The organism is Rhizobium sp. BK112 (genome assembly GCF_014193215.1).
Lineage (GTDB): Bacteria > Pseudomonadota > Alphaproteobacteria > Rhizobiales > Rhizobiaceae > Rhizobium > Rhizobium anhuiense.
Genome location: NZ_JACHYZ010000008.1, coordinates 75847 through 95029, shown reverse-complemented (window position 1 = coordinate 95029; position 19183 = coordinate 75847). Strand labels below are relative to the sequence as shown.

At 62.2% G+C, this 19183-nt stretch carries 21 protein-coding genes; 16 read left to right on the top strand and 5 right to left on the bottom strand.

The window, feature by feature from the left end; translation table 11 throughout:
- Window positions 1-12: 12 nt before the first annotated feature.
- Complete coding sequence (locus FHT75_RS21670; protein ID WP_080759971.1) at window positions 13-636, bottom strand: TIGR00730 family Rossman fold protein; 624 nt, start codon at window positions 634-636, stop codon at window positions 13-15.
- Between the two features lie 154 nt (window positions 637-790).
- Between FHT75_RS21670 and FHT75_RS21665 the strand changes: the two genes are divergently transcribed.
- The 5 genes from FHT75_RS21665 to FHT75_RS21645 all read left to right on the top strand — a co-directional run bounded on the left by FHT75_RS21665 (window position 791) and on the right by FHT75_RS21645 (window position 7111).
- Complete coding sequence (locus FHT75_RS21665) at window positions 791-2815, top strand: LysM peptidoglycan-binding domain-containing protein (protein WP_063474250.1); 2025 nt, start codon at window positions 791-793, stop codon at window positions 2813-2815.
- A gap of 207 nt (window positions 2816-3022) precedes the next feature.
- Window positions 3023-4900 carry an ABCB family ABC transporter ATP-binding protein/permease gene (locus FHT75_RS21660; RefSeq protein ID WP_063474249.1) on the top strand — a complete coding sequence of 626 codons (1878 nt, stop codon included), beginning with the start codon at window positions 3023-3025 and terminating at the stop codon, window positions 4898-4900.
- A complete protein-coding gene (locus tag FHT75_RS21655) occupies window positions 4798-5733 on the top strand; it encodes a phosphatidylserine decarboxylase (protein WP_280949751.1) in 936 nt (311 codons plus the stop codon). Before FHT75_RS21660 ends, FHT75_RS21655 begins: the two co-directional genes overlap by 103 nt.
- A 75-nt stretch (window positions 5734-5808) precedes the next feature.
- Entirely contained in the window at window positions 5809-6654 is an 846-nt protein-coding gene (gene pssA, locus FHT75_RS21650) for a CDP-diacylglycerol--serine O-phosphatidyltransferase (RefSeq protein ID WP_048338675.1), read from the top strand.
- Between the two features lie 310 nt (window positions 6655-6964).
- On the top strand, window positions 6965-7111 hold the full coding sequence (locus FHT75_RS21645; protein ID WP_003558132.1) for a hypothetical protein: 147 nt from the start codon (window positions 6965-6967) through the stop codon (window positions 7109-7111).
- A 219-nt stretch (window positions 7112-7330) separates the two neighbouring features.
- Here FHT75_RS21645 and FHT75_RS21640 read toward each other — a convergent pair whose 3' ends face one another.
- Both FHT75_RS21640 and FHT75_RS21635 read right to left on the bottom strand, forming a co-directional pair.
- The gene (locus FHT75_RS21640; RefSeq protein ID WP_063474247.1) at window positions 7331-8095 is read right to left on the bottom strand and encodes an SOS response-associated peptidase; all 765 of its coding nucleotides are present in this window, start codon (window positions 8093-8095) and stop codon (window positions 7331-7333) included.
- A 41-nt stretch (window positions 8096-8136) separates the two neighbouring features.
- Window positions 8137-8457, bottom strand: a complete 321-nt coding sequence (locus FHT75_RS21635; protein WP_047616284.1) for a YnfA family protein — start codon at window positions 8455-8457, stop codon at window positions 8137-8139.
- A gap of 71 nt (window positions 8458-8528) precedes the next feature.
- On the opposite strand from FHT75_RS21635, the gene FHT75_RS21630 reads away from it, so the two are divergent.
- The 8 genes from FHT75_RS21630 to FHT75_RS21595 all read left to right on the top strand — a co-directional run bounded on the left by FHT75_RS21630 (window position 8529) and on the right by FHT75_RS21595 (window position 13609).
- Window positions 8529-8945, top strand: coding sequence for an NUDIX hydrolase (locus FHT75_RS21630; protein ID WP_047616281.1), 417 nt, complete (start codon window positions 8529-8531; stop codon window positions 8943-8945).
- A 34-nt stretch (window positions 8946-8979) separates the two neighbouring features.
- Complete coding sequence (locus tag FHT75_RS21625) at window positions 8980-9426, top strand: TIGR02301 family protein (RefSeq protein ID WP_063474246.1); 447 nt, start codon at window positions 8980-8982, stop codon at window positions 9424-9426.
- A 103-nt stretch (window positions 9427-9529) separates the two neighbouring features.
- Window positions 9530-9787: a hypothetical protein gene (locus FHT75_RS21620; protein ID WP_047616277.1), complete on the top strand. Its 258-nt coding sequence runs from the start codon at window positions 9530-9532 to the stop codon at window positions 9785-9787.
- A gap of 19 nt (window positions 9788-9806) precedes the next feature.
- Window positions 9807-10565 carry a hypothetical protein gene (locus tag FHT75_RS21615; protein WP_063474245.1) on the top strand — a complete coding sequence of 253 codons (759 nt, stop codon included), beginning with the start codon at window positions 9807-9809 and terminating at the stop codon, window positions 10563-10565.
- A 100-nt stretch (window positions 10566-10665) separates the two neighbouring features.
- Window positions 10666-11529, top strand: coding sequence for a YgfZ/GcvT domain-containing protein (locus FHT75_RS21610; protein WP_063474331.1), 864 nt, complete (start codon window positions 10666-10668; stop codon window positions 11527-11529).
- The gene (locus FHT75_RS21605) at window positions 11526-12134 is read left to right on the top strand and encodes a YfbR-like 5'-deoxynucleotidase (protein ID WP_047616273.1); all 609 of its coding nucleotides are present in this window, start codon (window positions 11526-11528) and stop codon (window positions 12132-12134) included. The genes FHT75_RS21610 and FHT75_RS21605 overlap by 4 nt, the downstream gene beginning before the upstream one ends.
- The gene (locus FHT75_RS21600; protein WP_063474244.1) at window positions 12131-12661 is read left to right on the top strand and encodes a tyrosine phosphatase family protein; all 531 of its coding nucleotides are present in this window, start codon (window positions 12131-12133) and stop codon (window positions 12659-12661) included. Before FHT75_RS21605 ends, FHT75_RS21600 begins: the two co-directional genes overlap by 4 nt.
- A gap of 57 nt (window positions 12662-12718) precedes the next feature.
- Window positions 12719-13609 (top strand): mechanosensitive ion channel family protein, encoded by an 891-nt coding sequence (locus FHT75_RS21595; RefSeq protein WP_063474243.1) that lies wholly within the window; start codon window positions 12719-12721, stop codon window positions 13607-13609.
- A 110-nt stretch (window positions 13610-13719) separates the two neighbouring features.
- On the opposite strand, the gene FHT75_RS21590 is transcribed toward FHT75_RS21595, so the two are convergent.
- Window positions 13720-14235, bottom strand: coding sequence for a superoxide dismutase family protein (locus FHT75_RS21590; RefSeq protein ID WP_063474242.1), 516 nt, complete (start codon window positions 14233-14235; stop codon window positions 13720-13722).
- Between the two features lie 142 nt (window positions 14236-14377).
- Window positions 14378-14731, bottom strand: coding sequence for a hypothetical protein (locus FHT75_RS21585; RefSeq protein WP_174824458.1), 354 nt, complete (start codon window positions 14729-14731; stop codon window positions 14378-14380).
- A gap of 409 nt (window positions 14732-15140) precedes the next feature.
- On the opposite strand from FHT75_RS21585, the gene FHT75_RS21580 reads away from it, so the two are divergent.
- The 3 genes from FHT75_RS21580 to FHT75_RS21570 all read left to right on the top strand — a co-directional run bounded on the left by FHT75_RS21580 (window position 15141) and on the right by FHT75_RS21570 (window position 19105).
- The gene (locus tag FHT75_RS21580) at window positions 15141-17045 is read left to right on the top strand and encodes a putative bifunctional diguanylate cyclase/phosphodiesterase (protein WP_063474241.1); all 1905 of its coding nucleotides are present in this window, start codon (window positions 15141-15143) and stop codon (window positions 17043-17045) included.
- Between the two features lie 180 nt (window positions 17046-17225).
- A complete protein-coding gene (locus FHT75_RS21575) occupies window positions 17226-17885 on the top strand; it encodes an HD domain-containing protein (protein WP_176707348.1) in 660 nt (219 codons plus the stop codon).
- Window positions 17886-18247: 362 nt separating this feature from the next.
- On the top strand, window positions 18248-19105 hold the full coding sequence (locus FHT75_RS21570; protein WP_063474239.1) for an MOSC domain-containing protein: 858 nt from the start codon (window positions 18248-18250) through the stop codon (window positions 19103-19105).
- The last annotated feature ends 78 nt before the right edge of the window (window positions 19106-19183 follow it).

Sequence of the window (19183 nt, the reverse complement as noted above, 5' to 3'; positions counted from 1 at the left end):
TGCATTGAAACCCTACATCTTCGAAATCACGTCCTCCTCGCCGTCACGATCGGCGGCGAGCTGGGCTGCCTGGGCCATGATCGCCGGGATGATGCCGGAGATCTCGTCGACGACGAGCGGCTGAACCCGGTGGGCGGTGTGCAGGAAGCCCTCTTCGGTCATATGGCGCATCAGTTCCATCATCGGATCCCAGAAACCGTTGATGTTGGCGAAGACCATCGGCTTCTCGTGGCGGCCGAGCTGCGCCCAGGTCATGATCTCGACGATCTCCTCCAGCGTACCGATGCCGCCGGGCAGTGCGACGAAAGCATCGGAGCGCTCGAACATGGTGTGTTTGCGCGCGTGCATGTCAGGGGTTACAATGAGTTCGTTGAGCTGACCGAGCGAGTGGCGAGTCGCTTCCATATCGATCAGGAATTCGGGAATGATGCCCGTCACCTGACCGCCGCCTGAAAGAACGCCGCTCGCAACCGCGCCCATGATGCCTTTGGTACCCCCGCCATAGACGAGGCGCAGGCCGTATTCGGCGATCTCTCTTCCGAGAGCACGCCCGGCCGCCATGTGGGAAGGATCGCGTCCCGGCCTTGAGCCGCAGTAAACGCAGATGGATCGAATCGATACAGATTGTTCGGTCATAGAGGCAAACAACTATTCCATTTCAATGCAGTCAAGAAAATTGACTGAAAAGCAGCATGCCTAGCTTGCCTAATTGCTTTGAATGCTTGTGAAAAGCAACGGGAATCGCTAGCAATTTTGGTTACTACGGCAAATTGCCGCCTTGGGAGACATAATGATGAAGAACCGTGCCGGCTTGCTGGCTCTTGCAGTCCTCGTAATCGCAATCCTATTGATGGTGTTTTTCGTCATGCCGCGCATCGGCGGCGATGCAACCAAGGTCGGCGACGCCATCAACCAGGCAAGCACGGAGCTCAAGAACACGGTCAACGAGGCGGCAAAGACATCACGCTCCACCATCGCCGACACGGCTGCGGTCGCCGATAAGGTGGGTCGTCTTTCGGCCGATGCCGGCGTGTCGCTCAGCGAGCTCAAGGCGCTGTTCGCCGATGGCAAAGGCCCCGCCATCGATGCCTTCACCGCCGCCAAGACCAAGGCCGTCAACGCATTGACGGCACTTGCCGATTTTGCCATCCCCGAGGGTCTCGATCCCGCGACCCAGACCCTTGCCGCCAAGGCCAAGGACGGCGGCGCAAAGGCGCTCGCCATCGTTCAGTCGCTGCCCGAGAACATCGCCGATGCGTCTGCCGCGGTCGCCAGGGCCGAGGCCGCGCTGACCGGTGCGCCCGAGCCCGCCCCAACTGCGAATAATGCGGCGGCGAATACCGGACCGAAGCTTCCGGCTTTCGACGTCTTGCGCGTCGAACCCGACGGCTCGACGGTGATTGCCGGCTCCGCCGAACCGAACGGCAAACTCGAGGTGCTCGACGGCGAAAAGGTGGTGACGACGGCTAATGTCGATGCGAGCGGCGATTTTGCCGCCGTCCTCGACGATCCGCTTCCAGCCGGCGACCACCAGCTCGTGCTCAAATTCACGGACAAGGACGGCAAGAGCACGCTTTCCGAAGAGGTCGCGACCATATCAGTGCCGAAGGACGGCAATGGCGCCAACCTGCTCGCCATGGTCTCCAAACCCGGCGCGGCGAGCCGGATCATCACCGCGCCGAAGGCCGGAACCGAAGTCGCCGATGCCTCCAATCCGGCGGCGCCGCCTGCGGACAAGCCGGCGGGCGAAACCGCGGCTGCGCCGACCGGCGACCTGGCGCTGCAGACGCCTGGTGTCACCGATACCTCCGGCGGCACGGATACGGCACCGGCCACTCCCGCCACGGCCGCACCTGACAAGACGACTGCGCCCGATGTGATGGTCAATGCCGTCGAGATCGAGGGCAACAAGATCTTCATTGCCGGCACGACGCGCTCCAATGCCAAGGTCATCGGCTATGCAGACGACAACCTCATCGGCCAGGACACGGCCGGCACCGACGGTCATTTCGTCATCGACGGCGTGGTGGCGCTTTCGGTCGGCGACCACAAAATCCGCGTCGATGTCGTCGACCCCACAGGCAAAGTGATCGTGCGCGCGGCGGTGAATTTCAATCGCCCGGCCGGCGATCAGGTGAGGGTCGCGGCGCAATCGGTCCCGGCCGATGCGAGTGGCGCCTCCTCGATGGTGCCGCTCGACGAAGGCGAGCTCGGCAAGCTCAAGGCCGAGGCCGGCAAGGCGTTCGGGCTGCTGAAGGGGCTGTTTGCCGACGGCAAGCTGCCTGGCGCCGAACAGCTTGCGGCGGCGCGCTCGGCAACGGAATTCGCGTTGCGCTCCGTCGCCGACTTCCGCCCGGCGGCCGATGCCCCGGACGCCTTCAAACAAGCCTCCGGCTCTTCGTCGCAGGTCGCCGGCAATGCGCTGAAGCTGCTGCAAAGCCTGCCCGGGGATGCGAAGTCTGTCGGCGCCGCACTCGACAGGCTGGGCGGCATGATTGCCGAACTCACCGCTGCACCCGCTCCGGCGGCACCCACTGCAAACGACATCGGCAGCAATGAGCCGAAGACGATCGAACAGGCGCCGCTGACGGCAAACAACGCGGCGGTCATCATTCGCCGCGGCGACACGCTGTGGCAGATCTCACGCCGCACCTATGGCCTCGGCGTGCGCTACACGACGATCTACATCGCCAACGAAGACAAGATCATCAATCCCGATCGCATCCGCCCCGGCCAGATCTTCGGCCTGCCGAAGGATGTGTTGCCGAATGCCGAAGAGCTGCACCGCAAGCGTCTTTCCGGTCAGCGGCTCTAAGCTCCAACAACAACATGACGAGGCCGGGCGGGATAACCCGCCCGGCTTCTCTTTTCCTGAAGCCCGCACGTGTTGTATTCGTCCGCGCGGCACCCTATCTGGCGGCTGCGGGTTGTGGGAAACGCCTTCAGGCACATTCCGATTCCGCGCTTTGCCGGCATCGAAGCGCCGCTACGACGGTACATTTCGTCCGGGCTGGAGATAAGCATGGCAAACGGCAAGACAGTCTCGGAATCCAATCTGCTGCGCACACTTCTCAACCTCTGGCCCTATATGTGGCCGGCCGGCCGAAGCGACCTCAAGATGCGCGTCGTCTGGGCCTCGGTCTACCTGCTGATCTCCAAATTCGTATTGCTGCTGGTTCCCTATTTCTTCAAGTGGTCGACCGATGCGCTGAACGGCAGGATGGATCTTGCCGGCTCCGTGCCGCCGCTCTTTGCCGGCGCCATCGCCCTTGTCATCGCCTACAACATCACCCGGCTGATCCAGCTCGGCCTCAACCAACTGCGCGACGCGCTCTTTGCCAGCGTCGGGCAACATGCGGTGCGCCAACTCGCCTACAGGACCTTCGTGCACATGCACGAACTGTCGCTGCGCTTCCATCTCGAGCGCAAGACCGGCGGGCTTTCGCGCATCATCGAGCGCGGCACCAAGGGCATCGAGACGATCGTACGCTTCACGATCCTCAATTCGGTCCCGACCGTCATCGAATTCCTGCTGACGGCGGTGATCTTCTGGTGGGGTTACGGTTTCTCCTATCTCGCCGTCACCGCCTTCACCGTCTGGGCCTATATCTGGTTCACGATCCGCGCATCCGACTGGCGCATCGCCATCCGCCGGTCGATGAACGACAGCGATACCGACGCCAACACCAAGGCGATCGACTCCCTCCTCAATTTCGAGACCGTCAAATATTTCGGCAATGAGGAAATGGAGGCAAAGCGCTTCGACAAATCGATGGAACGCTACGAAAAGGCGGCGACCGATGTCTGGACCTCGCTCGGCTGGCTGAACTTCGGCCAGGGCGTCATCTTCGGCATCGGCACGACTATCATGCTGGTGCTGTCGGCACTGGCGGTGCAGCGCGGCGAGCAGACGGTCGGCGATTTCGTCTTCGTCAATTCGATGCTGCTGCAGCTTTCCGTGCCGCTCAACTTCATCGGCTTCGTCTACCGCGAAATTCGCCAGGGGCTGACCGACATCGAGCAGATGTTCGACCTGCTCGAGGTGAAGTCCGAGGTCAAAGACGCACCCGATGCGAGCGAGCTCAGGATCGGCCAGGGCGCAATCTCTTTCAAGGACGTGCACTTCGCCTACGATCCGGCCCGTCCGATCCTGAAGGGCATTTCCTTCGAGGTGCCGGCCGGCAAGACGGTCGCCGTCGTCGGTCCGTCGGGTGCCGGCAAATCGACGCTGTCACGGCTGCTCTATCGTTTCTACGATATTCAGAGCGGCGCGATCACCGTCGACGGCCAGGATATCCGCACGGTGACGCAGAAGAGCCTGCGCTCTCATATCGGCATGGTGCCGCAGGATACGGTGCTCTTCAACGACACGGTCGCCTACAACATCCGCTACGGCCGCACATCGGCCAGCGACGGCGAGGTCTTTGCGGCGGCCGAGGTGGCGCAGATCGCGCATTTCATCGAAACGCTGCCCGAGGGGTTCGAAACCAAGGTCGGCGAGCGTGGGCTCAAACTTTCCGGCGGCGAGAAGCAGCGGGTGGCAATCGCCCGCACCATCCTCAAGGCGCCGCCGATCCTGATCCTCGACGAGGCGACGTCGGCGCTCGACACGACGACGGAGCGTGAGATCCAGACGGCGCTCGACGTGGTCTCGAAGAACCGCACGACGCTTGTTATCGCCCACCGTCTTTCGACGGTCATCAGCGCCGATGAAATCATCGTGCTCAAAAGCGGCGAGATCGCCGAGCGCGGCACACATGCCGCCCTCCTCGAAAGGAACGGCCTCTATGCCTCGATGTGGAGCCGCCAGCGCGAGGCGACACAGGCGGAGGAACATCTGAAGCAAGTGCGCGAAAGCGACGACATGGGCGTGATCACGCGGCTTGCTCCGGCAAGCTGAACCTGGAAACCGGCGCCGGCCGGCTTTTGTTGTTCAGAACCCCGGCATGGGAACCGGGGCCAGGGCCACAGCATTGCCCCGGAGACGGTTTTTCGCTAACCAGCAAAAAACGACAACGCAAGGAGACCGGCAGCATGAGCCTGTTCAACACGGTTCGCAACACGATCGTCCCCGTGCACAAGGAGGGTTATCCCTTCGTTGCCGCCTTCTTCGTCGCATCGCTGGTCTTGGGCTGGATCTTCAAGCCGCTCTTCTGGATCGGCATGATCTTCACGCTGTGGTGCGCCTATTTCTTCCGCGATCCGGAGCGCGTGACCCCGCAGGACGACGATCTGGTGATCTCTCCTGCCGACGGCAAGGTCTCGGCGATCCAGATGGTGACGCCGCCGGCCGAGCTCGACCTCGGCAATGAGCCGATGCTGCGCATCTCGGTCTTCATGAACGTCTTCAATTGCCATGTGAACCGGGCGCCAATGCGGGGGCGGATCGTCAGCATCAACTACCGCCCCGGCAGCTTCGTCAACGCCGAACTCGACAAGGCGAGCGAGGACAACGAGCGCAACGGACTGGTGATCGAAACCCGCCACGGCCAGATCGGCGTCGTGCAGATTGCCGGCCTGGTGGCGCGGCGCATCCTCTGCTGGGCGAACCCGAACGAGCCGGTGGATGCCGGCGAGCGCTTCGGGCTGATCCGTTTCGGCTCGCGACTCGACGTGTTCCTGCCCGCCGGTGCGGCACCACGCGTCTCGCTCGGCCAGACGGCAGTTGCCGGCGAAACCGTGATTGCCGAATTCGCCTCCGCCAGGGGTCCTGTCATCAGCCGCCGCAGCTAAAGCGGTTCAGCTTTTCACGGAAGCGACCGCTGGGCAGCCTTGCTGGAATTGCTTTAGGAACGATTGGAACGCGATATGGAAACGCCTTTTCCGCCTTTCGAGCCCAATGGGCCGGATGATTCCGCCCGCGGCCCGCGTCTGCGCGAAATCCCGCTCCGGCTCGTCTTTCCGAACCTCATCACCATTCTGGCGATCTGCGCCGGGTTGACCGGCATCCGGCTGGCTTTCGAGAATCGTTACGAGCTCGCCGTCGCCATGGTGCTGCTCGCCGCCTTCCTCGATGGCATCGACGGGCGCGTGGCGCGGCTGATGAAGGCGACCTCGAAGTTCGGCGCGCAGATGGATTCGCTTGCCGACATCGTCAATTTCGGCGTCGCGCCCGCCCTCGTCGTCTATGTCTTCGCCCTCGACCAGGCGCGTTCGCTCGGCTGGATCGCCGCCCTGATCTATGCGATCGCCGCCGGGCTTCGCCTTGCCCGCTTCAACGTCATGTCAGAACGCGAGAACAAGGCGAGCTGGCAATCGGAATATTTCGTCGGCGTGCCGGCGCCGGCCGGCGCCATGCTGGTGCTGCTGCCGGTCTATCTCGGCTTCCTCGGACTGGCAACGGACCGCACCTTCGCCTATCTCTCGTCGATCTACACGGTGCTGATCGCCTTCCTGCTGATCAGCCGGCTGCCGGTCTGGTCGGGCAAATCGGAAGGCAACCGTCTGCGGCGCGATCTCGTGCTGCCGATGATGCTCGGCGTCGTGCTCTATGTGGCGCTGCTGATGAGCTACACCTGGGAGGTAATGGTCTTTACCGTTGCCGCCTACCTCGTATCGCTTCCCTTCGGCGCACGGAAATGGCAGCGGAAATACGGAACCCTGACGATCGAGGAACCCGGCGTCGGCGACGACGATATCGGCCGGCACATCTGATCTTCGAGCATTTCCGGATTTCTCCAAATGACGGAAATGCTTCTTTTCCTTCATTCTCAGCTATCCCCGGGAAAGCAGGCGCTTTATCCCGGTGAAAACCGTTGCGCGCTTTTCCCCAGAAAACCGCTTTCGCGCTTTTATTGGAACCGCTCCCTTCAGTAAGTATTAACCAACGTAGGCTTCAGTTAAGCCTCGCGAATTATGGTCGGCGTTTACAAATCCTGATAAGCTACGCCCCCGTTTTGTCGCTATTCGTGACCAAACATCAAACCATAAAATACCCAGGGAAGAACCACGTAAGGAGAGTATCGTGACTTCGAAGAAGAGCAGTACCGGCGAACAGCAGGCGGCCAAGCCAGACCTCGCCGCCAACTATCGCCCCGTCGGCCTGAAGGCTGTTGCCGCAGCATCGCTGATGGCAAAGCATAAGCCGACCAGCGTCAAGAAATCCGCTTGAGGCGGAAGACTTCAAATTGGGATCATGCGTGCTTTCGGGTTACATGCGTTAGGCACCGCTGACGAAGTGAGTGACGAGGCGATCGCCGGAAATCTCCTAACAACGCTCTGGCGACATAAGCACAACCCGAAAAACCTGATGGCCGACGCGACGCCGCCGCTGATGTGAGACGTCGGCACCGACAGGCCGCCGGCGGCCCTGAACATCTTAGGATATCGTTCAGAAGAAGCTGAGTTGGCCGTCGTCCGGCTTTTGCTTCTCGGGCGCCCTCAGCGGCTTTTCGATGACAACCGGATCCTGCAGGTCCGGCCCCATATTGGCAACCTTGTTGACCTTGTCGGAGACCGGGACGGCCTCAAAAAAATCATCCTGAACGGGCTGCATCAGGTCGGCCACGTCGCGTGGTTCCTGCGTCTTGCAATCGAGCCAGCGCGAGAAATCCTCAGGTCTGATGACGACAGGCATGCGATCGTGGATCGCCGATATGCCTGAATTGGCCGATGTCGTCAGGATCGCGCCGGTATCGACCTCGGAGCCGTCGGCCGAGGACCATGTCTCCATCAGCCCGGCAAAGGCGATGACCCCGCCCTGGCGCGGCCTGATCCAGTAGGCCTGCGGCCGCTCGCCGCTTTCCTTGGACGGGCGATGCCATTCATAGAAGCCGGAGGCCGGAATGAGCACGCGGCGATGGCGCATGGCGGCGCGGAAGGAGGCTTTGCCGATCGCGGTTTCGGAGCGCGCATTGATCAGCAGCGGGAAATCCTTCGGGTCCTTGACCCAGCCCGGCGTGAGACCCCAGCGCACGAGCACGGCGCGCCGGTCGGGCAGATTGCTGCCCTGCTCCCTGCCCTCGCCCGCGATGACGACGAGGATCGGCTGCGTCGGCGCAATATTGTAGCGCGCCGGAAAATCGTCGAGATCGAGACCGGAGAAGAAATCGCGCAGGTCGCCGCGGGAGCTTGTCAGGGAGAAACGTCCACACATCGGCGTGTTTTTGCACCCAGCTCGTGTCCGGTCAAGGCGCCTCAACCTCTCGGCGCGAAGAGGATGAGGCTGGCGCCGGCAAGGCAGATCAGCGCGCCGCCGATGTCGTAACGGTCCGGCACGCGGCTCTCAACCAGCCACAGCCAGAGCAGCGAGGCGAGGATGTAGATGCCGCCATAGGCTGCGAAGGTACGGCCGGCGGCCTCGCTCGGAACCAGCGTCAGAAGCCAGGCGAAAAGCGCCAGGGAGACCATGCCCGGCGCCAGCCACCAGGCGGGCTTTTCGAGCTTCAGCCATGCCCAGAAGGCAAAGCAGCCAGCGATCTCGAAGAGAGCGGCAAACGCAAAGATGATGTAGGTCACGGAAGCACCTTTCGAATCCCCGTCGCACTCTTCATCCGATAAGATGGGCGATCACAGCAAGAGCAGGCCCGATGACATCCACCGCCAAACCCGGCTCCGCCGCCATTCTCGAACGTGACGGACGATTCCTTCTGGTGTTGCGACGCAACCCGCCTTCAGCCGACATGTATGCCTTTCCCGGCGGACGTGCCGAACCCGGCGAAACGCCGGAGGAAACGGCATTGCGGGAATTCCGCGAGGAAACCGGCATTTCCGCTCGCAATCCGCGGCTGTTTTCGACCTATGACCTGAAGACGCATGCGGCCGACGGCAGCATCAACAGCCATTTCCTGCTGTCGGTCTTTCGCGTCGACGCGGATCGGGACGCGGTGGCGGAAGCCGCCGACGATGCGGCCGCCCTCGGTTGGTACACGGTGGAGGAAATCCGGCGGCTGCCGGTTCCGCAGAGCGTGCTCGAATGCGCGGAGCGGCTTTCGGGCGGCGAATAGAAGTGGAAACTTTCAGGCACGCCTTGTTGCCGTCATGCTCAGCGTATCAACTACGAGCATGATTCCCGTTCGACGCGTTTTCCTGGCCCTGCTCGTGCTCGCCGGCCCCACGATGGCGCAGGGCAAGAATACGCCGCCTCCACAGGAGGAGGAAATTGCGCCGCCGCCTGCTGTAGCCGTGCCCTATGATGACAAGCTGGCGCGGCTCGCCGAAGTGCTGGGATCGGTGCATTATCTCAGAACGCTCTGCAAGGCAGCGGGCGGCGACGAGTGGCGAGACGGCATGCAGCAACTGCTCGATTCGGAGACCGGCAACGAACCGCAGCGTCGGGAAAAGCTCACAGCGGCCTTCAATCGCGGCTATCGCACCTTCGCCTCGGTCTATACGGATTGCACCCCGGCGGCCATCGTGGCAGAAGAGCGCTACCGTAACGAAGGTGCAACACTCGCCACAGAAATTACCTCGCGCTTTGGAAATTAACCTTAAATTAACCTGTTTTCGCATGCGGACGTGTCGTTTTGGGAAAAGGCTGTTAGTGTTGTTAACGGTGCAGTAAGACATGAGAAGTTCTGAGGAAAAAACAATGGAAGCAAGCCTCAACGACATCGACGACATGATCGTCCACGAAAAGATGCAGGCGGCTCTGGAGTACCAGAACGAGGCTTGGGCCGACGGCATGGCCGACGGAATCGAGCCTGAAATCATCGCTGATGCCGCCATTGCGCATGCGCTGCGCGAGACGATCAGATTGCATGGGGAAAACAGTGCCGAAGCCCTGCTGGATTCGCTGCGTGAGCGCATGCTTGCCGGCGAATTCTCCGCGAACCGCACCCTGCAATAACGACCAATCAGAGAGATTGATGCGCCCCGGTAAAGAGAAAATTTCGCGAACTCCCCTCGCGCCGGTGCTGCTTGCGTTCAGCCTCGCCGCCGGCAATGTTTTCCTCGCGCCGGCAGCCTATGCGCTTTCCGAACTGCACAAGATCCCGGGCCAGGCTGCCAACGACACTCCGCCCGCGCAGGGAAACGCTCAGGGACAGAGCCAGCCGCAAGGCGGGACCACTCCCGGTGTTCCGATGGCTGATCCGCTGGTCAACAGCCAGAACAATCAGGGTGTCGACAAGACGCCCGGCGCCCAGGATGCTTCCAAGCCCGTCGAGGTGATCTACGATATCGGCAAGGTGCCGGAGCCGGTTCGCAAAATGCGTGAGCAGATCGTCGAGGCGGCCGCCTCCGGCGATCTCGAACGGCTGCGGCCGCTGATGGGCACCGGCGCCGAACAGACGCAGGTGACGGTGGGCGAGCCGACCGACGATCCGATCGGCACGCTGAAGGATCTTTCAGGCGATCCTGACGGAGACGAGATTCTTGCCATCATGCTCGACATCGTCTCGACCGGTTTCGTGCATGTCGGCCAGGGCACAGCAGACGACATGTATGTCTGGCCCTATTTTGCCGAGAAGGATCTGAAGTCGCTCACGCCGCCGGAGCGCGTCGAGTTGCTGCGCATCGTCACCGCCGGCGATCTCTCCGACATGCAGGAGTTCGGCGGATATAATTTCTACCGCCTCGGCATCACACCTGCGGGCAAATGGAAATTCTTCACGGCGGGCGACTGACACCCCCGTCTCACTTGCGCCTTTCACATCTCGCATGGCGCTTGCGATCCACCTCATGAAGACATACCTCTGAGCGATGACCAACGCGACAGGTTCCGCCATGCCAGCCGTATTCCTGAAAGACCGCTCATTGCTTCTCGTCAGCGGTGCGGAAGCCCAATCCTTCCTGCAGAACCTGATCACCACCGATATCACCTCGCTCGGCGCCGACGAGGCGCGGCCCGGGGCACTGCTGACACCGCAGGGCAAGATCCTGTTCGACTTCATGATCTGGCAGGACGGCGACGGCTACAGGATCGAAACCGATGCCGGCCAGCGCGACGCCCTGCTGAAGAGGCTGACCATGTACAAGCTGCGCGCCGCCGTCACACTTGCGCCGAGTGCCGAAGAGGGCGTCACCGTTTCCTGGGATGAGGACGCCGACGGCAGCCAAGGCGTCCGAGACAGCCAAGGCGTCCGGGATAGCCGCTTTGCCAAGGCCGGCGTCACGCTGATCCGACGTCCCGGCAAACATGGCGACGGCCAGGAAGCGCTCTACGACGCGCTGCGCATCAGCCACGGCATCGTTACATCGGGATCGGACTTCGCCTTGCAGGACGCCTTCCCGCATGACGTGCTGATGGATTTCAACGGCGGCCTCTCCTTCCGGAAAGGCTGCTATGTCGGCCAGGAGGTCGTCTCGCGGATGCAGCACCGCGGCACCGCGCGCCGGCGCGTCGTCACGGTGTCCGCCGCAACAGCCTTGCCGGAGACCGGGACGGAGATCACCGCCGCCGGCAAGCCCGTGGGAACGCTCGGCTCCGTCGAAGGCGGCCATGGGCTTGCGATCGTGCGCATCGACCGCGCCGGCGCCGCGATGGCGGCAGGCACGCCGCTGCTCGCCGGCGAAACGCCTGTTTCCCTCGTCCTGCCGGCATGGTCCGGCCTTGTCTTTCCCGCCAGCGCCGACGAGGCCAGCGCGTGACAACGGCGAAAACTCCGCGCGCCTGGCAACGCATGCTGTCCGGGCGCAGGCTCGACCTGCTCGACCCCTCGCCGCTCGACGTCGAACTCGCCGACATCGCCCATGGGCTTGCGCGCGTTGCCCGCTGGAACGGCCAGACCTCGGGCGATCATGCTTTTTCGGTGGCCCAGCACAGTCTCGTCGTCGAGGATATTTTCCGCCGCTTCAACGACGCGCGGCCGCAGGAGTGCCTGATGGCGCTGTTGCATGATGCACCCGAATATGTGATCGGCGATATGATATCGCCGTTCAAATCGGTGGTCGGCGGCGGCTACAAGACGGTGGAAAAGCGATTGGAGGCCGCCGTGCACCTGCGCTTCGGCCTGCCACCGCACCCCTCGCGCGACCTCAAGGACCGGATCAAGAAGGCCGACGCGATCGCCGCCTATTTCGAAGCGACGGTGCTTGCCGGCTTCACGCCCGCCGAGGCGCAGAAATTCTTCGGCCAGCCACGCGGCATCAGCAAGGACATGCTGATGATCGAGCCCTTGCCGGCGATCGAAGCGCAGCGGTTGTTCTGCGAGCGTTTCGCGGCGATCGACGCCGAGCGGGAGACGGTATCGTGAGCTTCATCGTCGTCTCGCCGCTGGCCCGCATCGCGGAAATGGCGGTGCGCCACAAGGCGCGCGACATGATCAGCCTGATTGCCAAGGAGCAGGCCTTTCACCGGCCGGGCGTGATCGCGGCCGATCGCCATCTGACGCTCGGTATGAACGACATCGCCTTCAAGGGCACCGGCAATCTCGTAGCGCCTGACGAGACGCATGTGCGCGGGATTATCGACTTTGCCGCCTCGTGGCGGCAGGAGACGCCGCTGCTCATCCATTGCTGGATGGGCGTGTCGCGATCGCCGGCCGCAGCCCTGATCGCCGCCCTGTCGCTGGCACCGGATCAGAGCGAGGGAACGCTTGCCCGCCGGCTGCGGGCCGCCTCGCCTTTCGCAACACCGAATACCCGGCTGGTCGAGATCGGTGACGCGCTGCTTGACCGCGGCGGCCGGTTGGTCGCGGCGGTGCGGGCGATCGGCCGCGGTGCCGATGCCGACGGCAATGCGCCCTTCGTGCTTGATATCCGGGACACCGCCTGCGGTTGACGCTGCCGCCAGCCGCTCCATCTAGCCCCCGACCAAGCACAACGACAGGGCCAGATCATGGAACAACAGGCAGCCGATGTCCTCCTCGCCACGCAAACCGCACTCAGCCAGGCAAGCGCGCTGGCGGTGCAGTATTCCTTCTCCGTCCTCGGCGCGGTGATCCTGCTTGTTCTTGGCTGGGCGCTTGCCGGCTTTACCAGCCGCTGGGCTTATGAAGGCCTGTCGCGTGTCCGTGGCATCGACGAGACGTTGGCGCGATTCTTCACCAACGTGCTGCGCTATGCGCTGCTCATCCTGGTGTTCATCACCGTCCTCGGCCAGTTCGGCGTCCAGACCGCCTCGATCATCGCGGCACTCGGCGCAGCCGGTCTCGCGATCGGACTGGCGCTGCAAGGGACGCTGCAGAATATCGCTGCCGGCATCATGCTGTTGATCCTCAGGCCGTTTCGCGTCGGGGAATATATCGAAACCAGCAGCGTGGCCGGCACGGTGCGCGAAATCGGATTGTTTGCGACCGAACTCAGGACCGGCGACGGGCTCTACCGATTGGCGCCGAATTCGACGCTCTGGAACACGCCGATTACCAATTTCAGCCGCGAGCCCACGCGGCAGAACGATGTGAAGATCAAGGTCGCCTATGAGGATGATATCGATCTGGCGATGGGGACGCTGATGGGCCTCGCCAAAGCCGATTCGCGGGTGCTGCCATCACCGGCTCCCAGCGTCTTTATCGACAGCATCGCTGACGGCGCGATCTTCGTAACGCTGCGCTACTGGGCAAAGACCGGCGACTGGTGGTCGCTCAGCCGTGACATGGTGAAGCGCGTGAAACTCGCCTTCGACGAGAAGGGTCGTCCGGCCACGCTGTCGGATACCTCAGACGCAACACCGACAAAGAAGTCCAACGGCAGGACGGCGGCCGAAAAGCAGGCGGCGACACGGCAATGAAAGGTTACAGCGCGCCTTGTCGTTCAAGACGTGCAAATAACGATGTAACACCTTGAATTTGTGCATAATTTTGCCCTTGAATCGATCCGATCAAGGAGTTGCCCCGTGGATTATTGGATGACGCCGCAGGACAGTCTTTCCCCGGCATCCCCCGAGGGCTGGCTGCGATAATCATCGGAATTGGCATGCACCATCAAGGCGCGGCCGCGAATGCCGTCGGTCTTGTCGTCGAGCGTGACCATGCTGTCGAAGATCTGCGCCCGGAGCACCCCGTCCTGCCCGACATATTGATTGGGCATATCACCGGCGTGCGGCCCCTTGGCGGCAAGGATGCCGTGCTCGGCCTTGCCAGGGTTGAAGTGGCCGCCTGCCGACTCGTGATGGGTCGCGGCGTCGCATCGGCCGGTCTCATGAACATGGAAGGCCACCCATTTGTTCGCCGGCAGCCCCGATATCTCGACTTCGATCAGCACACCGCCAGTGGCGGCGGCCGTCAGCTGGGCGCGGCCGTCTTCCTTGCCGTCCTTGCCGACGAAATTGGCGACCGCCGTCTGCTTGTCCTGAGCCGCCGCCGGCAATGCGACCGCAAGCAGGCTCAGAGCGGCGATGGTGCGCATGGCTTTCATGGAGATCTCCTTCCATTCGGTTGTCCTCCTGAACGTGTCAAACCGGAAGGTGTTCCTGACCGAGGAAGATCGAACGAAGAAGACGGGACGAGAAAAGCCGGCCAAACGGCCGGCTTGCAGATCACCTGGATCGGGATGCCGTTCAGGCGACGGCGTCGAAATCGAACTGGCCGTAGGTCTTGCGGTAGAGATCCTCGGGCTGATCGCCCGTTGTCGGCGCGGTCTGCTGCAACGGATAGGAAACGGCGATGCTGCTTGCCGTGCCACTGTCACGCGTGTCCATCATCAGCGCAATCAGGCTGCCGGAAAACTTCGGCTGCGTCTCGCTGGCCTTGTCCTCTTCGAGGAGCTCCTTGATGATGCCGGGCTTCTTGTCGGCGGCACGTTCGCCGCGGCTGAGTACGCCATCGCCATTGGCATCGAGCCGCGAAAGCGTCGCCAGATATGCATATGAGGTGTCTGAAACGGATGTGGTGCTGGTCATACAAACCTCCATTCACCGCCTTTTGCCGGTGGTGTTTGTACGCAATACGAAGGTGGAAAATCACTGTTGACTCGGTGGTTAAACTGATTTGCGCAGTGCGTCAATAAGTTGTTAACTTCTCATTAACGATGATTGACAAACGTTAACGGAACGCCTCGGTACAGGCTTCCGCCAGCGTCAACGGGCCGATTTTCTCCGTATTTCAGCGATTTTTCACATAAAAAACAAACGTCTATCGCGTCAACGCCGCTGCTGCACTGCAACCGAATATTAATCCGGCCCGTACAAAATGGGCGTCACAAGGCACCACCCAGGCGTTCAGCTTATAAAAAATCAATTTTAGAGGTTTCCCAACGCAATGAGGTACGTTCATCAATGAAGACGACCATGCCGTCGCAGCCGTCTCGCAAGATGTATCGGCATGAAAGCTGAAGCGCTCTTCTGGCAGCAATGTAGCCAGGCCGTCGCCGCCGATGGATCGATCGATGCGCAGCGACTGATGGAACTTGTGATCGCGACCTATCGCGTCCATGAAAGCGATTATGACGAAATCGAAAGAAGCGCGGAGACGCTGCTCAGGGAAAACCATGCGCTGCGAGGCAATATTTCCGCCCTCAGCCAGGCATTCGACGGACAGACAAAGCTCTTCGAAATCATTCTCAACAATCTGCCGCTCGGTCTCAGCGTCTTCGACGCCGACCAGCGGCTGACGCTTTCCAACATCCGCTTCCGTCAACTCTTCGGCCTGACGCAGGAAGATGTCACTGCCGGCGCGGCAATCGCCGATCTCACGGCCAAAATGCGCGGTACAGAGAGCGCCGGGGCCAAGCCCGGCCGGCGGAGCGGGCGACATTCCTCCGCAACCGCAAGAACCGGCAGCATCCGCCGGCGCGAATGGGTGATGGACGATGGCCGCATCATTCAGAGCATGGTGACCATTCTTGCCGACGGCAGCAACATCGCCATACATGCCGATATTACCGAGGATCGAAGGGCGGCCGAGCGCATCACCTATCTCGCCCACCACGACCCGCTGACCGGCCTTCCGAACCGCATCCATTTCCGCGAGCAGGTCGATGCGACGCTCACCGAGCGCAAGCCGGATGAGCAGATAGCCCTCGTCCACCTCAATCTCGACGGGTTCAAATCGATCAACAACACGATGGGCGTTTCGGCCGGCGACACGATCCTGCAGCAGGTCGCCGCGCGTATCCGAATCTCGGCCGGTTCGGAGAACACCCTGGCGCGCCTCGGTTCGGACGAATTTGCCATCCTGCAGACGGGCAAGCAGCAGCCGTGGAACGTGACGGCGCTTGCAGAGCAGATCCGCCAAGAGCTTTCCGCACCGTTCTTCCACGGCGAAAAACAGGTGGAACTCAGCGTCTCCATGGGCATCGCAGTCGCCCCTGATGATGGGGAGGAAACCGACATCCTGTTGAGGAACGCCGGCGTGGCGCTGTCACATGCCAAGGCAGATGGGCGCAAGCGCGAGCGCTTCTTTACCGGCGAGATGGAAGCGCAGATGCAGCTGCGCCACGCGCTTGAGGCAGACCTCAAAGCCGCCGTTGAGAACGAGGAATTCGAGCTGCACTACCAGCCGCTCTATGATCTCTCGCAGCGGCGCGTCTGCGGCTTCGAAGCTCTGATCCGCTGGAACCACCCCGTCCGAGGCCGCGTTCCGCCGATGGATTTCATTCCGCTTGCCGAAGAGGTCGGCCTCGTCGTCGATATCGGCCGATGGGTTTTGCGCCAGGCCTGCAGCGATGCGGCGCAATGGCCGGAGGGCATCAAGGTCGCCGTCAATGTCTCGGCGATCCAGTTCAGCAGCAGCGACCTGACGCAGGATGTCAGCGAGGCGCTTGGCGCTGCATCGCTGTCGCCGTCGCGGCTAGAGCTCGAAATCACCGAGAGCGTGCTGATGGAAAATCTGGGCGAGGTGCTGCCGATCCTGCATGCGCTGAAGGAGCGCGGCATCCGCATCTCGATGGACGATTTCGGCACCGGCTATTCCTCACTGAGTTACCTCTCGAGCTTCCCCTTCGATAAGATCAAGATCGACAAATCCTTCGTCAACGACATCGTCGACAACAAGGAAGCGCATGCGATCATGCACGCGATCATCCTGCTCGGCGATGCGCTCGGCATGCGCGTCACGGTCGAAGGTGTCGAGACCGCAGCGCAGTTGGCGCTGCTCGAACGCGAGGAATGCGACGAGATCCAGGGCTATCATATCAGCCCGCCAAGACCTGCAGGTGACGTGGCCCATCTTCTCTCCCTGCCGCCAAATAACGGCGCCGTGGCGCATCGTCCTCAAGCCAAGCACTGAGATCCCAATTCAGGGCGTTGCGGCGCTCTCGTCTTCTCAGACGGGCAGTGCCGTCGATTGCGACTCGCACGGCAAGCCGCTACACAATCGGCTACGATTCCCGGTGTCTTCGTTGTCGCATACTTTACCCGCCGGCATCACTTCCGCCCCGATGCCCTGTTGGCGGAAACGATTTTCCTTATGACAGGTGGCGCAATGTTCGAGGCCGAAGCCTTCTCCCCACACGAAACGCTCGCGGCGGCGCTGATTGCCCATGCGACCGACGGCGACGACGGCTCGCACGACCTTGCGCATATCCTGCGCGTCTTCAGGAATGCCATGCGCATCCATGCGGGCGAAGGCGGCGACGGGCGGGTTCTTGCCGCTTCCGTGCTGCTGCACGACTGTGTCGCCGTCGAGAAGAATTCGCCGTTGCGGGCAAAAGCATCGGCTTTGGCGGCGGAGAAGGCATCGGCAATCCTGGCGGAACTCGGCTGGAGCGAAGCGGATATTGACGCCGCGGCCCATGCAATCACCGCGCACAGCTTCTCGGCCGGGGTGGCGCCGCAGACGCTGGAGGCGAAGATCCTGCAAGATGCCGACCGGCTGGACGCGATCGGCATGATCGGCGCCGCACGCTGCTTCTATATCGCCGGGCGACTAGGATCCGGGCTCTACGATCCGTTCGATCCGCCGGCAGCGGACCGTCCGCTCGATGACAAGCGTTATGCCATTGACCATTTCCAGACGAAGCTGTTCAAACTGGCGGAAGGGTTCCAGACCGAGACCGGCCGCAGGCTGGCGGCCGCGCGCGACAAGAGCTTGCGCGACTTCCTCTCGGCCTTCATGGATGAAATCTAGAGTCTTTCCGGGTTAGATTGCAGCATTCTGTTGGCTCAAACGGAGTCGGATGGTCGACCGGCCGGCGCGCGTCGTAGCCCAGTTCTACGGCCAAGCCGGCCGGTCGATCAGACGGCCCGTTTCAGCCAACCCTCCCGCAGATTTGCCTGGCAAATCTGCAAGACTTTAGAATCGCCGGACGCACCTGTTGCTTCGCATGGCGAAGCAGTGCGGCCGGTGGGCCGGGCATCTTTCCGCCAGAGCAAAGGCGATCGGCTCGGACGTACCTTAGGGTATGCCCGTCGCCAATCGCCTTTGCCCTGACGAAAACCTGCTCCGGCAGAATGCTGCAATCTAACCCGGAAAGACTCTAGGAGCACAACATGCGTGTCAGCGACCTCTTCATCTACCCGCTCAAGAGCGCCCGCGGCATTGCGCTGCCGGCCGCCGACATCGACGCCTACGGGCTTCCCGGCGACCGACGGGCGATGATCACCGATGCGCTGGGGCACTTCATCACCCAGCGCGAGCTGCCAGACCTCGCACGTATCGAGGTGCGACCGGAAGCGAACGCCTTTCGGCTGCTGATGCAGGGAAAGCCTGACATATCGGTTCAGCCGCCTCAGCCTGAAAATCGCATGGATGTGACCGTGTGGAAATCTGCCGTCAGTGCCGCCGTCGCCGATCCGGAGAGCAACCGGCAGCTTTCCGAGTGGCTCGGCCGCGAGGTGCGGCTGGTCTTCTTCGATGGCCAGGCGCGGCGAACGGCGAATGCCGAATGGGCCGGCGAAGGCACGCCCGTCACCTTCACCGACGGCTATCAGATCCTTGTGACGACAACCGGCTCGCTGAAGGCATTGAATGCCGATCTCGCCGCCCATGGCGAAGGCAGTGTCGGCATGGAACGCTTCCGTCCGAACATCGTCATCGATACGGACGAGGCCTGGCCGGAGGACCGCTGGGCGGCAATCGAGATCGCCGGCATCCGCTTCGATCTCGTCAAACCCTGCTCCCGCTGCATCATGACGACCCAAGACCAGCTGACCGGTTCACGCGAGGGGCCAAACCCGATGCCGGCCATGGGCCGCATCCGCATGTCGGCCGACCGGCGCGTGCCCGGCCCACTGTTCGGCTGGAACGTCACGCCGCGCGGCAGCGGCAGGATTACGGTCGGCGACGCCGTCAGCATCGTTGAAGAGAGACCGGAAGGCTGGGCGCTCAAACGTCGCGCCGCAGCCTAGAGCCTTTCCGGGTTAGATTGAAACATTCTGTTGGCTCAAACGGAGTCGGATGGTCGACCGGCCGGCGCGCGTCGTAGC

Bases quoted from the DNA above. Each gene is read 5' to 3' on its own strand.
- FHT75_RS21670 (WP_080759971.1), bottom strand. From the start codon at position 636: ATGACCGAACAATCTGTATCGATTCGATCCATCTGCGTTTACTGCGGC.
- FHT75_RS21665 (WP_063474250.1), top strand. From the start codon at position 791: ATGATGAAGAACCGTGCCGGCTTGCTGGCTCTTGCAGTCCTCGTAATC.
- FHT75_RS21660 (WP_063474249.1), top strand. From the start codon at position 3,023: ATGGCAAACGGCAAGACAGTCTCGGAATCCAATCTGCTGCGCACACTT.
- pssA (WP_048338675.1), top strand. From the start codon at position 5,809: ATGGAAACGCCTTTTCCGCCTTTCGAGCCCAATGGGCCGGATGATTCC.
- FHT75_RS21640 (WP_063474247.1), bottom strand. From the start codon at position 8,095: ATGTGTGGACGTTTCTCCCTGACAAGCTCCCGCGGCGACCTGCGCGAT.
- FHT75_RS21630 (WP_047616281.1), top strand. From the start codon at position 8,529: ATGACATCCACCGCCAAACCCGGCTCCGCCGCCATTCTCGAACGTGAC.
- FHT75_RS21625 (WP_063474246.1), top strand. From the start codon at position 8,980: ATGCTCAGCGTATCAACTACGAGCATGATTCCCGTTCGACGCGTTTTC.
- FHT75_RS21620 (WP_047616277.1), top strand. From the start codon at position 9,530: ATGGAAGCAAGCCTCAACGACATCGACGACATGATCGTCCACGAAAAG.
- FHT75_RS21615 (WP_063474245.1), top strand. From the start codon at position 9,807: ATGCGCCCCGGTAAAGAGAAAATTTCGCGAACTCCCCTCGCGCCGGTG.
- FHT75_RS21610 (WP_063474331.1), top strand. From the start codon at position 10,666: ATGCCAGCCGTATTCCTGAAAGACCGCTCATTGCTTCTCGTCAGCGGT.
- FHT75_RS21595 (WP_063474243.1), top strand. From the start codon at position 12,719: ATGGAACAACAGGCAGCCGATGTCCTCCTCGCCACGCAAACCGCACTC.
- FHT75_RS21590 (WP_063474242.1), bottom strand. From the start codon at position 14,235: ATGAAAGCCATGCGCACCATCGCCGCTCTGAGCCTGCTTGCGGTCGCA.
- FHT75_RS21585 (WP_174824458.1), bottom strand. From the start codon at position 14,731: ATGGAGGTTTGTATGACCAGCACCACATCCGTTTCAGACACCTCATAT.
- FHT75_RS21580 (WP_063474241.1), top strand. From the start codon at position 15,141: ATGAAAGCTGAAGCGCTCTTCTGGCAGCAATGTAGCCAGGCCGTCGCC.
- FHT75_RS21575 (WP_176707348.1), top strand. From the start codon at position 17,226: ATGACAGGTGGCGCAATGTTCGAGGCCGAAGCCTTCTCCCCACACGAA.
- FHT75_RS21570 (WP_063474239.1), top strand. From the start codon at position 18,248: ATGCGTGTCAGCGACCTCTTCATCTACCCGCTCAAGAGCGCCCGCGGC.